The sequence below is a fragment of the Arthrobacter sp. 9E16 genome, assembly GCF_002929435.1.
Taxonomy (GTDB): Bacteria; Actinomycetota; Actinomycetes; order Actinomycetales; family Micrococcaceae; genus Arthrobacter_B; species Arthrobacter_B sunyaminii.
On record NZ_PJIU01000002.1, the window covers coordinates 1147036 to 1160321 of the forward strand.

General features: G+C 64.5%; 11 protein-coding genes and 1 pseudogene. 6 read left to right on the plus strand and 6 right to left on the minus strand.

All coding sequences use genetic code 11. The annotated features are described in order from the left end of the window. Window positions 1-190 precede the first annotated feature (190 nt). The 3 genes from mraZ to dinB all read right to left on the minus strand — a co-directional run bounded on the left by mraZ (window position 191) and on the right by dinB (window position 2805). Window positions 191-622 (minus strand): division/cell wall cluster transcriptional repressor MraZ, encoded by a 432-nt coding sequence (gene mraZ, locus CXR00_RS12050; RefSeq protein WP_104054701.1) that lies wholly within the window; start codon window positions 620-622, stop codon window positions 191-193. Window positions 623-938: 316 nt separating this feature from the next. Next, on the minus strand, window positions 939-1322 hold the full coding sequence (locus tag CXR00_RS12055) for a DUF3040 domain-containing protein (protein ID WP_104054702.1): 384 nt from the start codon (window positions 1320-1322) through the stop codon (window positions 939-941). A gap of 235 nt (window positions 1323-1557) precedes the next feature. Further along, window positions 1558-2805: a DNA polymerase IV gene (gene dinB, locus CXR00_RS12060; RefSeq protein WP_258059943.1), complete on the minus strand. Its 1248-nt coding sequence runs from the start codon at window positions 2803-2805 to the stop codon at window positions 1558-1560. Between the two features lie 86 nt (window positions 2806-2891). Here dinB and CXR00_RS12065 point away from each other — a divergent pair, with 86 nt between their 5' ends. Both CXR00_RS12065 and CXR00_RS12070 read left to right on the plus strand, forming a co-directional pair. Then, window positions 2892-3479: a hypothetical protein gene (locus CXR00_RS12065; protein ID WP_104054703.1), complete on the plus strand. Its 588-nt coding sequence runs from the start codon at window positions 2892-2894 to the stop codon at window positions 3477-3479. An 8-nt stretch (window positions 3480-3487) separates the two neighbouring features. Continuing rightward, a complete protein-coding gene (locus tag CXR00_RS12070; RefSeq protein WP_104054704.1) occupies window positions 3488-4597 on the plus strand; it encodes a polyprenyl synthetase family protein in 1110 nt (369 codons plus the stop codon). A 162-nt stretch (window positions 4598-4759) separates the two neighbouring features. Here the strand turns inward: CXR00_RS12070 and CXR00_RS12075 are convergent, their stop codons facing one another. Further along, the gene (locus CXR00_RS12075; protein ID WP_104054705.1) at window positions 4760-5113 is read right to left on the minus strand and encodes an Rv2175c family DNA-binding protein; all 354 of its coding nucleotides are present in this window, start codon (window positions 5111-5113) and stop codon (window positions 4760-4762) included. A gap of 275 nt (window positions 5114-5388) precedes the next feature. Here CXR00_RS12075 and CXR00_RS12080 point away from each other — a divergent pair, with 275 nt between their 5' ends. Both CXR00_RS12080 and CXR00_RS12085 read left to right on the plus strand, forming a co-directional pair. Then, a complete protein-coding gene (locus CXR00_RS12080; protein ID WP_258060408.1) occupies window positions 5389-6669 on the plus strand; it encodes a LysM peptidoglycan-binding domain-containing protein in 1281 nt (426 codons plus the stop codon). A gap of 79 nt (window positions 6670-6748) precedes the next feature. Then, on the plus strand, window positions 6749-8929 hold the full coding sequence (locus CXR00_RS12085; RefSeq protein WP_104054707.1) for a Stk1 family PASTA domain-containing Ser/Thr kinase: 2181 nt from the start codon (window positions 6749-6751) through the stop codon (window positions 8927-8929). 174 nt (window positions 8930-9103) lie between these two features. Here the strand turns inward: CXR00_RS12085 and CXR00_RS12090 are convergent, their stop codons facing one another. Next, window positions 9104-10498 (minus strand): class II 3-deoxy-7-phosphoheptulonate synthase, encoded by a 1395-nt coding sequence (locus CXR00_RS12090; RefSeq protein WP_104054708.1) that lies wholly within the window; start codon window positions 10496-10498, stop codon window positions 9104-9106. A 568-nt stretch (window positions 10499-11066) separates the two neighbouring features. Beyond that, window positions 11067-11729 (minus strand): annotated as a pseudogene (locus tag CXR00_RS18575) (lysophospholipid acyltransferase family protein); the annotation flags it as partial. Window positions 11730-11895: 166 nt separating this feature from the next. Here CXR00_RS18575 and CXR00_RS12100 point away from each other — a divergent pair. Together CXR00_RS12100 and CXR00_RS12105 are read left to right on the plus strand one after the other, a co-directional pair. Next, window positions 11896-12657 (plus strand): carboxylesterase, encoded by a 762-nt coding sequence (locus tag CXR00_RS12100; protein ID WP_104054710.1) that lies wholly within the window; start codon window positions 11896-11898, stop codon window positions 12655-12657. After that, window positions 12654-13253, plus strand: coding sequence for a hypothetical protein (locus CXR00_RS12105; RefSeq protein WP_104054711.1), 600 nt, complete (start codon window positions 12654-12656; stop codon window positions 13251-13253). The genes CXR00_RS12100 and CXR00_RS12105 overlap by 4 nt, the downstream gene beginning before the upstream one ends. Window positions 13254-13286 lie beyond the last annotated feature (33 nt).

The window sequence follows — 13286 nt, forward strand, 5'->3', positions numbered from 1 at the left end:
AGACCCCCATCCGCGCCTCACGCTGCGGCGCCTGGCTCCGGGGAAGTGAAGTCAGGTGCCGGCCTTGCGGGGCGGCTGGAGATCTCATGCAAGAAACCGCTGCATCCGGTCCCTGCGTGGTGGTTGGTTGACTTGGTTAGGTTTGCTGGATCTGTGTCTGCCGGGTAGTGCCATTGACCGCGCAAGCGGTCTAGAAGATTCCGGGGATGGTGTCCTCGTCGGTTTCCGAGAACGCCGTTTCCTGCTCTTCCAGATAGGTCTGCCACGCTGTGGCGTCCCAGATTTCCGCCCTGGTCCCTGCTCCGATCACGGCCAATTCGCGGCCGAGTCCGGCGTAGGCCCGCAGCGCCGGCGGAATGGTAATCCGGCCCTGCTTGTCCGGGACTTCATCTGAGGCTCCCGAGAGGAAGACCCGAATGTAGTCACGTGCCTGGCGTGAGGAAAGCGGAGCTTCCCGCATCTGCTCATGCACCCGTTCAAACTCTTTCTGGCTAAAAACGTAGATGCAGCGTTCCTGCCCCCTGGTAAGGACCAGTCCGCCGGCCAGTTCCTCGCGGAATTTTGCCGGCAGAATGAGCCGCCCTTTCTCGTCCAGGCGAGGTGAATGTGTCCCGAGGAACATCAGTCACCACCTGTCCAAATTGGGAGAAGTTCCTCCTGCTGCACCTGCCTTACTGCCCCTACGCTCTTATGGCCTCCACTTTACTCCACTTCACTCCACAGTCAACGTTCAAGCCACGTGGTTTGCGGCGCGTCGGACCTTTTCTTCCGCAGAATGACGCGGATCAGGCTCGGTGGAGGATCAGGACGCCCGAGGGCGTCCCGGGACGGGGTTCTTTGATCCTTTTAGCCACAAAAAAAGACCCGCCTGGGCGGGTCTTTTTCTGGAGTGGTGCGGTCCGGGGAGCGAAGTGGAGCAGACTCTCCCGTCCCGCCGGTTACTGGTCTCGCTTGCGCTCATCCCACTTATTTTCCAGATTGCTCATAAAGTTCTTCGGCGCACTCGTCTCGCGCTCCTTCTTGCGTGCCGGCGAGTTTGGCTGCGAGGCCCGCTTGCCGCGCGTCGTCGCGTAGTAAACCCCCGCACCCATGACCAGGAAGCCCAATATGCCCAAAACGAGGCTGAACGGCGTATCAGAGGCGACGCCTCCAAGCAGCAGTCCGATCCCCGCAATGGCAACCAGCGCGCCAAGCACAATCCGCCTGGTTGAAATGCCCGTGGTTGCCGGGGTTGCCATGGAATTGGCAAATTTGGGGTCCTCGGCGTGTAATTGCTGCTCCAACTGGTCCAGCAAGCGCTGCTCGTGTTCCGAGAGTGCCATTACTGCCTCCTTGCGGTCCGAAATACCCATGTCAAGCAACCAACGATCCCCGTGCCGGGGCGGTTCCCGCCGCCGGCCGTCCCGGAGACCTTAGGTGATCCCCCGGTTAGGCCGGGCAGTTCACCTGGACCGACAATCCGGGCAGAACGCGTGTTGTGCTTACGTTCTAGGATAGGTGGCAATGTGGTCCGGGGAAAGCGGTGGGGACGCTGCCGTGATCCATTCCGCCTAGGGCTTAGCTGCTTTCCTCCGGCGGCGGGCCCGTCCGGCCCGAAGTCCGGCCGGAACGTCCCCGGCGCGCGGGATCCAAAAGCCGGGCAGGCATGACGCCAAGTTCGCCGAACCGGGCATTAATTTTGTCCAGCGCGTCTTCTGCGGACCGCCAGTTGTCGTCGCGGCCGTCCAGTGTCAGCTGAACCGCCGCGCCTTCAGCCGGCTCCAGCCGTTCGGTCCTCAGGCCTATCAGGCGCACGCTCATTCGGCGCGGTCCCAAAGCGGCCAGCAGTGCCCGCGACTCTTCATAGATTAACTGAGCACTGTCCACCGGTTCCCGGAGGGTCCGGGTCCTGGTCAGCGTGGAAAAATCCGCATAGCGCAGTTTGAGGGACACTGCGCGGCACTGCAGCCCGGCCGCCCGCAACCGTACTGCCGTCTTGTGTGCCAGGCGCAGCAGTTCCGTATGCAGCGTCTCATCGTCGGACACGTCCCGCGCGAAAGTCTCTTCCGCTCCAATGCTCTTCTCCCGGCGCACCGGAGTGACCGTGCGGGGATCTCTCCCCCAGGCCAGCTCGTAGACATGCTCTCCGGTGGCTCCGAGCAGGCGCTTAAGAACACTGACAGGTGTGCGGGCCACGTCCTCCACGGTGGAAATACCCACCCGTGCCAGCGATTCCCGTGTTTTTGCCCCGACACCCCACAAAGCCGAGACGTTCAGGGTGTGGAGATAGGCCACTGTTTCATCCCGGGGAATCAGGAGCAGCCCGTCCGGCTTGGAGCGGGTGGAGGCAATCTTCGCCACGAACTTTGTGGACGCAATTCCAACACTGGCAGTGATGCCGAGCTCCGAAGCCACCCGCTTCCGGATCAGCTCTCCGATAGCCCGCGGTGGACCGAGCAGACGCATGGCACCGGCGATATCCAAAAAGGCCTCGTCAACGCTGAGCGGTTCCACCAGCGGCGTGATGGATTCGAAGATGGCCATGAGGCGGCCCGATACATCACGGTAATCCTCATGGTGAGGCTCCAGGATGACTGCCTGCGGACACAGCCGGAAGGCCTGGGACATAGGCATGGCCGAGTGGACGCCGTAGCGGCGCGCTTCATAGGAAGCGGAGAGCACAACAGAGCGGCCGCCCAGTCCGCCCACGATGATGGGACGGCCGGCCAGTTCGGGGCGCTTGAGCAGTTCCACCGACACGTAGAAGGCATCCATGTCCACGTGCATGATGGTGCAGTCGCGGTTTTCGCTGGGGCCGTTGCTCACTCCTTCATGGTAGACAACGGGTCCGACGTTTGTGCTTCGCCTAGACTGGGGACCAGATCCTGACCTCCCATCAGATGCGGATACCCATGAAAAAGCTCCCGATTGCCCTTACCGCCGCGGCCCTGCTCCTGACGGCTGCAGGCTGCACCTCGGATTCAGACACAACAGATGCCGGAACCGGCACAGCTTCCGCTTCGGCCTCTTCAACCGCGGCGCCCTCCCCCTCGGCAAGCGGCCCGTCATCCTCAGCCAGTCCGTCAACCTCGGCCAGTCCGTCATCCTCTGCCGGGGCCTCGGCGTCAGCCGGCAGTACGGCCACCCCGTCAGCAACCTCCACCTCCGGGGCTATTGCAGAAGGCTTTCCCACGGATCTGATTCCCCTGCTCCCGGGATCCACGGCGCTGACCACCAGCTTCGAGGAGACCAGCACCCTCTTCACCGCTTCGCTGAGCGGCAGTACGGATTCCTCCACCGCGGAGATCCTGGCCTTCTACGCCAAGACGTTCTCCGCGCAGGGCTTCACACCCTCCGATCCGGAAGTACAGGACCCGGCTACCGTGCAGCAGTTTGTCCGTTCCGGCGGTGATGACACAGCCAACGTGACGGTGGTATCCCGCGACGGCAGCTTCTTCTACACCGCCAGCATTAACACACTCCCCGAGTCAGCCAAGTAGGCCCGGCCATGCCAACAGATATTCCCTCACCCGAAGGTGACGCAGCCCGGGAACAGGCCTCGTACCGTGAACACCTCGGTGCGGAACTGGACGCTTTCCTTTCCGAACAGCAGGCAGTGCTTCAGGAAGTGTCCATGGAATCCCTTCCCCTGCTGGATGCCGTCTCGGCGCTGGCCCAGGGTGGCAAGCGCCTGCGGGCATTGCTGAACTATTGGGGCTGGCGCGGTGCCGGCGGAGCCGAACTCGGCCTGCCGGCGGTTCGCTCCGGCGTCGCCTTGGAACTGTTCCAGAGTGCTGCCCTGATTCACGATGACATCATCGACCGTTCCGACACCCGGCGGGGCGGTCCCAGCGTCCACCGCCGGTTCAGCACGGCCCACAGCGATGCATCCTGGCATCTGGACGGAACGCATTTTGGCTCCTCCGCCGCCATTCTGGCCGGCGACCTGTGTTTGTCGCTGAGCGAGGAAATGTTCGCCGCAGTGGGGGCCCAGGCAGCCCACGGGACACCTGCACGGCGCATCTTCAACCGGATGCGCACGGAGGTCATGGCCGGCCAGTACCTGGATATCCTCGAGGAAGTTGTCGGACCCACGCACGAGCCCGAGCGTGCCGTCGTCCGGGCCAGGAACATCCTGCGCTACAAATCCGCCAAATACACCACCGAACATCCTCTGACCCTGGGCGGCGCCCTGGCGGGGGCAACAACCGAATTGCTGGATTGGTACTCGCGGTTCGCGCTGCCGCTGGGGGAAGCGTTCCAGCTGCGCGACGACGTCCTCGGCGTCTTTGGTGACCCGGCACAAACGGGCAAGCCCGCCGGCGATGACCTGCGGGAGGGCAAGCGCACTGTCCTGGTCGCCTACACCTTGGCTTTGGGCGGGCCTTCAGCACAGGAAGCCGTTGCGGCCGGCTTGGGCAGGGAAGATCTGGATGACGACGGCGTGGCCCGGCTGCGCACCCTCATGGAGGACTCGGGGGCGCTGGCCGCCACGGAGACCCTTATTGAGGGCCACACCCACGCTGCCTTCGACGCACTCGATCAGATGCCCGTCGATGATGTCACCCGGGCGGCCCTGCGCTCATTGGCACATGCAGCGGTGACCCGGACCGCCTGACCCTTCGAAGAACTCCGGCCTCCCGGTCAGGGCGCCGGATCAGACCGGCTGATCAGGAACCGGGGCTTAAGCAAACAGCGGCTCCCGTGTGAAAACGGGAGCCGCTGTTTGTCGTTCAGCGTCTGATATTGCTCAGCGTCCGAATATTGCTCAGCGTCCGAATTACCAGCCCAGGGCCTGGGCGCGGCGGCGGATTTCCGTCTTCCGGCCCTCGCGCAGGGCGTCAACCGGGCGCCCCGGCAGCGAGTCATCCGCCGTAAAGAGCCAGCGGACCATTTCGACGTCGTTGTAGCCGGCGTCGATCAGCACGGAGATGGTCCCCTTCAGGCTGTCCAGGACAGCGCCGTCGTCAATGAACGCGGCGGGGATGCTGCGGATTTTGCGGTCGCCAAGCCGTACGGCCACCAGCGCACGCTCTTCGAGCATGCTGTGCACCTTGGTAATGGATACGTTCAGTTTTTCAGCCACATCGGGCAGGGTCAGCCAGTCGGAAACCAGTTCCTCGAGTTCAGTCACTCCCCTAGGTTCCCACGGGAACCCGTCCGCGGGCCAGTTGGAACACGTTGTGGAACCGAAATCGGTGCCCAGCCGGTACTCAGGTACTGCTCTGAGCCTGCGTAGTGTAAATTCGCTTAGGTCACAGAAATAACTTCTGTCACACTCGCACCACTGCACGCAGTGCTTTTCCCGAGTTGCGGTAGAGGCCGCGCCGTTTACAGATGAGGAAACAACCCTTTATGACTGCACAGTCGATTCAGGGAAGCAATTCCCCCCGATCCGCTTCCAGGGGAATGCCCCGCAAACTGAGTGTCGCCGTGACCACCGCTGCCATTCCCGCGGTCATGATGTCGGCGCTCGCCCTTGCTGAACCGGCACAGGCAGTCCCCGCCGCTCCGGACGCCGCGCTCTTCCCGCAGCTGCCGCTCCAGGCCATCAAGAACATGACCGCCGTCACCACGGCCGGTGTTGTGGCCCCGTCGCAGCTCGCCACTCAGATTCCCTTCACCATTCCGGCGGAGTCCAGTGTCCCGGCTACCCACCGCATCGAAGCCGGAGACACCGTAAGCTCCATTGCGGCCCGTTACGGCCTGTCCCTGGATGAAGTGCTGCGGGTTAATAACCTCCAAAGCAGCTCGCTGATCTTCGCCGGCGAAGAACTGCGGCTGCCGGGAGCGGGCACTGCTGCAGCTCCTGCCGCAGCTGCCTCGGTGTACACGGTACAAGCCGGTGACACCCTCAGCGCCATCGCCGCGGACCACGGCGTCAGCTTGGACAGCGTCCTGGCAGCCAACGGCCTGACCATGACCTCCATCATCCGCCCGGGACAGGAAATCTCCCTTTCCACCGGTACGGCTCCTTCGGCGGCCCCTGCCGCTGCAGCCGCGCCGGCTGCAGCCCACACCGTAGAGGCCGGCGACACCCTGACCGGAATCGCCGCCCGCTACAACATGGGACTGTCAGATCTGATGGCCGCCAACGGCATGGATGATTCCACCGTCCTGTTCCCGGGCGACGTCGTCGCCCTTTCCGCCGGGGGTCAGGTGACAACCCTGTCCGGCGCGCCGATGGAAGCCGCTCCTGCGGACCTGGTTCCCAACACCTTCCTGCACTACACCTACCCGGACCACGTGGTTGCGGACGCCAATGCGAACAAGCACGCGCTCAACAACACGGCAGTTCCCAGCCAGGCGGACATGCAGCAGATTGTTGCCCAGACTGCCGCACAGATGGGCGTGGATCCCGCCCTGGCCATGGCCTTTTCCTTCCAGGAATCCGGCTTCGACCAGCGGGCAGTCTCCCCCGCCAACGCCATCGGTGCCATGCAGGTCATTCCCAGCTCCGGTGACTGGGCCTCTGATCTGGTGGGCCGCCAGTTGAACCTGCTTGACCCCTATGACAACGCCACCGCAGGCGTGGCGATCATCCGCTCGCTGCTCCTCACCAGCGACAGCCTGGAGAATGCCGTGGCCTCTTACTACCAGGGCCAGTACTCGGTGACGACCCACGGCATGTTCGAGGACACACGGGGCTACGTTGCCTCAGTGCTGGCCCACCGTCAGTCCTTTAGCTGACAGGCCTGACACCACGCAGGGCAGGGGCCGGATCGGTGTCGATCCGGCCCCTGCCCTTTCGCACACGTAGGATCAAAGAGTGCATGAATCCGTGAATGATCCCCTTGTCGGCACCGTAGTGGATGACCGCTACCGGGTGCTGTCCCGTATTGCCCGCGGCGGCATGTCCACGGTCTATCTGGCCACTGACCTGCGGCTGGACCGCAATGTTGCGTTGAAGGTCCTGTACCCGCATCTGGCTGCGGACCGGGGTTTCCTGGACCGCTTTGAGCGGGAGGCAAAGTCCGCCGCACGCCTGTCCCACCCCCACGTCGTCGGCGTCCTGGACCAGGGTTTTGCGGAAAACCTTGCTTACCTGGTGATGGAGTACGTGCCGGGCAAGACCCTGCGCGAACTGCTGGAAACCCGGACACGGCTCTCCCCCCGGCTGGCCCTCGCCCTGCTCGACGCAGTGGTTGACGGACTGGCAGCCGCCCACGACGCCGGGCTGATCCACCGGGATGTAAAACCGGAGAATGTCCTGCTGGCGGACAACGGCAGCATCAAAATAGCCGACTTTGGCCTGGCCCGGGCCGTGTCCACCAGCACCAACACCGGCACCTTGGTGGGAACGGTCGCCTATCTGGCCCCCGAGCTCGTCACCGGCACCGGCGCAGATGAACGCAGCGATGTGTATTCAGCCGGCATCATGCTGTACGAAATGCTCACCGGCGTCCAGCCTTTCACCGGCACAGTCCCCATCCAGGTTGCCTTCCAGCACGTCCATTCCACGGTTCCCGCTCCGTCGGAATCCTGTCCGGGGCTGGCCGCTGACCTGGACGAGCTGGTCCAGTGGTGCACAGCCCCCGACCCGGACAACCGGCCGGTGAACGGCAGGGCCCTGCTGGGCGAGCTCCGCCACATCCGGACCTCGCTGAGCGACGCCCAGCTGGATTTCCAGTGCCCGGACCCCGATCCTCGGACCAGTGCTGACCACGACCGTGCAACCGGGCAAATTCCGTCCGGATCCGGCGCCTCCGGGGTTTCCGACCCGGACGCCACCACCGCTCTGCCGCGTCCCCCCGCCGGAGCCACCGAGATCGTTTCACCATCCGCTCAGGCATCCGGCGGAGCCGGCGCGTATCCCACTGAGGTCATTTCCCGCAGCGGGAACCAGACCACGGTGTTTCCTGCCGGCAGCCGAGGGGACTCCGGTCCGGATGGCAGGGGCGGAACGGACGAATACGAACCGGAAGACGACGGATCCCCGCAGCGTGCCGCGGCCGGAAGCCGCGCCGAACGGAGACAGGCCCGCCGGGAATTCAAAGCTTCACAGCGTCAGAGCAGCCGCGACGCGCATCGGCCCGAGGTGTCGCTGCGCCGCGGACGTCCCCGCCGCCGCGGCGCGCTTCTGGTCGTGCTGGCTGTGCTGCTCATCGCTGCAGCCGTCTTTACCGGCTGGTTCTTTGGCCGCGGCCCGGGCGCCGTCGTCGCTGTCCCTGACGTAGCCAACGTTTCGCGGGAAGCCGCCGGAGCCCTGCTCAGCGGTGAGGGGCTCAAGTACTCCACCAGCGAGATCCATGACGAAATTGTTGCGGCCGGACTTGCCGTGGGAACGGATCCGGATGCCCCGGCGGAAGTCCGGCGCTACCAGCCGGTGACCCTGCTCATCAGCAAGGGACCGGAGTTGTTCGATGTACCCAACGTGGTGCAGCGCACCTTGGAGGCGGCCACCAAGAACATCACGGACGCCGGACTCACGGTGGGAGCAGTCACTGAAGAACACAGTGAATCGGTCGATGCCGGGAAGGTCATCAGCCAGTTCCCTGCTCCCGACACGCAGCTGCGGCGGGACACGGCCGTCAACGTAGTTGTCTCCCTCGGCCCTGCTCCGGTGGAAGTTCCCTCAGTGGTCGGGAAAACCGAGGATGAGGCCATCCAGCTCCTGGAAGAGGCCGGGCTCACCGCGGAGGTGCTTCCCGATCGGGTGAACAGCCGGGACATCCCGGACGGGTCCGTCGCCGTGCAGGCTCCGGCCTCGGGACTTGTGGACCGCGGCTCCGCAGTGACGCTAACCGTGTCCAAGGGTCCGGTGATGGTGCAGGTTCCGAACGTGGTGCGCCAGTCCCCCGACACCGCACGGGCGCAATTGGAGGACCTGGGCTTCCAGGTCCAGATCAGTGAACTGCTGGGCGGGCTGCTGGGCATCGTCCAGTCGCAGGATCCCAGCGGCGGATCCATGGCGCCGGAGGGTTCGGTCATTACGCTGCGCGTGGTTTAGGACCGCGGCGGCTGCGTTCAGCTGAACCTTCGTACCAGCGCAAAAAGTGCACGCCCCGAGGGGCGTGCACTTTTTGCGCTGTTAAGGACTACCCGTGCCGTGAAGAGCCGTCAGCTGTTAGTCCTTGCCGGACAGGCTAAACCTTGCGAGACAGACTAATCCTTGCGGGACAGGCTAATCCTTGCGGGACAGGGCACCGGCAACGAGGAACGCCATTTCCAGGGACTGCATGTGGTTCAGCCGCGGGTCACACACAGACTCGTAGCCTTCGAGGAAAGCTTCCTGGTCAACGGGATCCGCGCCGCCCAGGCACTCAGCCACGTCGTCGCCCGTCATCTCCACATGCAGGCCGCCGGGGAAGGTCCCCAGCGAACTGTGCACCTCGAAGAAGCCGCGGACCTCGTCCATCACGTCGTCGAAGTTCCGGGTCTTGTATCCGTTGGGTGACGTGACAGTATTGCCGTGCATCGGGTCCGTTACCCACAGGACCTGGGCTCCGGAAGCGGTGACCCGTTCCACCAGCGGAGGAAGTTTCTCGCGGATGTTCTGCGCCCCCATGCGGGTGATAAACGTCAGGCGGCCCGGCTCACGTTCCGGATCAAGCTTGTCGATCAGGGCAAGGGCGTCCTCGGGCTTGGTGTTCGGGCCCAGCTTCACGCCAATGGGGTTGCGCACCTTGGAGAGGAAATCCACGTGGGCGGAGTCGAGATCGCGGGTGCGTTCTCCGATCCACAGGAAGTGGCCCGAAGTATCGTACGGACGGCCGGTGCGGGAATCGATCCGGGTCAGTGCCCGCTCGTAATCCAGCAGGAGCGCTTCGTGGCTGGCGAAGAACTCGACGCGCTTCAGCGCCTCGAAATCCGCTCCGCAGGCATCCATGAACCGAACCGCGCGGTCAATCTCGCGGGCCAGCGATTCATAGCGTGAATGCGCGGGGTTGGAGGTGAATCCCTTGTTCCAGTGGTGCACCAGACGCAGGTCAGCAAAGCCGCCCTGGGTAAAGGCACGGATCAGGTTGAGCGTGGAAGCGGACGTATGGTAAGCGCGCACCATGCGCGCAGGGTTGTGCTCGCGGGATTCGGGGGTGAAGTCGTAACCGTTCACCATGTCACCGCGGTACGCCGGCAGGGTCTCTCCCGCCCTCGTCTCATCGTTCGACGAGCGAGGCTTGGCAAACTGCCCGGCCATCCGTCCCATTTTGATCACCGGAAGGGATGCTCCGTAGGTGAGGACAACCGCCATTTGCAGGATGGTCTTCACCCGGGCACTGATCTTGTCTGCGGTGGCACCGTCGAAGGTCTCCGCGCAGTCTCCGCCCTGCAGCAGGAAGGCTTTGCCCTGGGCCGCTGCCGCCAAACGGTCACGGAGAATGTCCACTTCGCCCGCGAACACCAGCGGAGGCACCATGGACAGTTCGGCGATGGCTGCGTCATAACCCGGGTGATCGCGCCAAGAAGGCTGCTGTGCGATCGGCAACGACCGCCAGTCATCCAAGCCCGGATAGTCCGCCGCACCCTGCCGTGCTGCGGAGGAGGAATCTACTGCGTTGTCAACTGGAGTGTAGGTCACGCCTTTAAGGGTACTGTCTGGACGCCGCCGGGGCAGAAGTGTTCAACCTGCGGGCGTAACCTTGCGAGGCTTCGACGCAATATAGTTCCGCCGCCGGCTACTCCATCCGCCGGACCCGTCCGGGCCGGGCGGCCGGGCGCGCGCTCCGCCCCGGCAGGTCTCAGGCGCTGTGCGGCTCAGTGTCCTCGGGTTCGATGCCGGCGTCCGCCGGCGGCGTTTTCCGGCGGCCGATCGTGGTGACCGTGCCTGGTTTCCGAAGCGACCGCCGCGTGGGCGGCGGTCCGGCTGCAGTCTTCTTCTGCTCGGGCGCCGGTGCCGCAGAACTGCCTTCGCCGTCGGCGCTGGCATCGCCGCCCCTGTCTGCGGCCGCCGGGACCGGCGCAGCAGCAGTTGCCGGCGTCGCAGGCCGGGAACGGCCTCCGGGCTGAACCGGCTGCGGTGCAGCCGTTCCGTTGCCAGCGCCGGCCTCACCGGAACGCGTTGCGCCGTGGTCGCTTCCGGGCAGGCGCACCGCTGCGCTGCGCGCTTCGGACCCCTTGGAGACCTTGCGTGCAGCAGCCTGCTTTTCCTTCATAGTGCTGGCATACACATCCACGTATTCCTGACCCGAAAGCCGCATCAGTTCGTACATGATCTCGTCAGTCACAGAACGCTGGATAAACCGGTCATTCTCCATGCCCGCATACCGGGAGAAATCCAGCGGCTCGCCCACAATGATGCCAATGCGGCGGATATTGGGGATCTTTCGGCCGATCGGCTGGACCTTGTCCGTTCCGATCATGGCGACGGGGATCACCGGCACACCGGTCTTCAACACCAGCTTGGCCACCCCGGTCTTGCCGCGGTACAGCCGGCCGTCAGGGCTGCGCGTTCCCTCGGGATAGATGCCCAAAAGACCGCCGTTCTCCAGCACGTCCACGCCGGCGTTCAGGGAACTTGCCGATGCGGCACCGCCGGAGCGGTCCATCGGCAGCTGATTGGTGAGCCGGAAGAAGGCGGCGGTGAGCTTGCCCTTGAGTCCTTTCCCGGTGAAGTACTCGGACTTGGCCAGAAAACTCACGGGGCGCGGCACCGCAAGCGGCAGGAAGATCGAATCGGAGAAGGACAGGTGGTTGCTCACCAGTACAGCCGGCCCTGTTTCGGGCACGTTGTCCATGCCTTTGACCCAGGGCCTGAAGAGCAGATTGACCACCGGCCCGATGAAAATGGTCTTCATCACCCAATAGAACACGTAGCCAGCTCTCCCGTCCGGACATAACAAATCAGGGACCCGGTTTGGTTTCCCACCTCCTACTCTATGCGCCCACTTGCCCCGGCTGTATTTAGGCACTCGGACGCGGCGCAACTTTGAGCGCTGCGGGGGTGGAAAAGCGGGTCCCGGATGCAACCATAGAGATATGACTTCCCCACCGGGCGCAGCCGCCTTTTCCAGCGACGGGCACGGCGCAAACGCCGCCACAGGTGTTCTCCTGAGCCATGGGTTCACCGGCTCTCCGGTCAGCTTGGCGGCTTGGGCACGGCACCTTGCGGACCAGGGGTACGCAGTGAGCCTTCCCCTCCTCCCCGGGCACGGAACCACCTGGCAGGATCTGGCACGCACCCCCTGGGAGCGCTGGTATGAAAGCTACGACGGCGCTTATCAGCAGCTTGCCGGCCGCACTGACAGCGTTGTTGCCGCCGGGCTGTCAATGGGCGGAACACTCGCCCTGCGGCTCGCTGCCCACCGCCCGGTGGCCGGGGTGGCGGTGGTGAATCCGGGCCTGACTATTGATGATCCGCGGGCGCGGTACTCCGGACTGCTCAAATATGTACTGCGGTCCGTGCCTGCCATTGGCAACAACATCAAGCTCGCGGGCCAGGACGAGGGCGCGTACTCGCGGACCCCTGTGGGCGGCGTCCACCAGCTGATGCGGCTGTTCAGGGACACGACGGCGTCCCTGCCGAGGATTACCGCGCCGGTCATTGTCTTTCGTTCCGCAGTGGACCCGGTGGTCCCGGAATCGAGCATGGATGTTCTTCGCCGGCATCTTGGCAGCGGTTTGGAGGTGGTCCCCTTGGAAAACAGCTACCATGTGGCCACCATGGACCACGATGCACCCTTAATTTTTGACCGTTCCCACCAGTTCATCCAAAGAATCAGCGCAGGTGCTGCAGCATGAAAGAACGTGAACCGGAGCGCAACGAATCCACCGACGAGGCGGTTTGGCTTGACCTCGTTTCGCGGCTGCAGAACATGCCGGCCGATGAAACCCACGGTGGACGGTCTGCGCCCAGTCCTCCCGCAGCAGCAGGCGTAGACGGACCGAAGGATGAACCGGCTGCCGGGGACAGACACGACACCGGGGGAACCGGCGGCCTCGGTGAAGCAGACAGCGGCCCGGCTGCTGCCGACGGTGCCGGCGGCGGTCCGGTTCCCCGGTCCGCCGCGGAGCGCACCCGCGCCATTTTCGAAAACCAGCCTTTCCGGACAGTTCCTCCCCGGGGGCCTCGCGACTACGACGAGCCGGAGGAACTCGAATCCGAGGGTGAGTTTGTGCCGCCGGAACCGCCGCCGTTCAGCACGGGTGAGCCGCTGGTGGTCCTCGCCTGGACGGGTGCGCTCGGCGGACCGATCCTGCTGCTGCTGTTTGCCATGTTCTGGCGGGGTGCGCCGGTGGCCGTGATTCTGGGCGTGATCGTGCTCTTTGTGGCTGCGGCCGGTTATCTGCTCTTCCGGCTGCCCCAGCACCACGACGACGACGGCGCAGCCGTCTAGCACACGGTCCCGCCGCCGCGTCCACCCCGGAAC

Coding starts and splice junctions, on each gene's coding strand:
- CXR00_RS12070 (WP_104054704.1), top strand. CDS start 3,488: ATGCCAACAGATATTCCCTCACCCGAAGGTGACGCAGCCCGGGAACAG.
- CXR00_RS12055 (WP_104054702.1), bottom strand. CDS start 1,322: ATGGCACTCTCGGAACACGAGCAGCGCTTGCTGGACCAGTTGGAGCAG.
- CXR00_RS12100 (WP_104054710.1), top strand. CDS start 11,896: ATGACTTCCCCACCGGGCGCAGCCGCCTTTTCCAGCGACGGGCACGGC.
- CXR00_RS12065 (WP_104054703.1), top strand. CDS start 2,892: ATGAAAAAGCTCCCGATTGCCCTTACCGCCGCGGCCCTGCTCCTGACG.
- mraZ (WP_104054701.1), bottom strand. CDS start 622: ATGTTCCTCGGGACACATTCACCTCGCCTGGACGAGAAAGGGCGGCTC.
- CXR00_RS12105 (WP_104054711.1), top strand. CDS start 12,654: ATGAAAGAACGTGAACCGGAGCGCAACGAATCCACCGACGAGGCGGTT.
- CXR00_RS12080 (WP_258060408.1), top strand. CDS start 5,389: ATGCCCCGCAAACTGAGTGTCGCCGTGACCACCGCTGCCATTCCCGCG.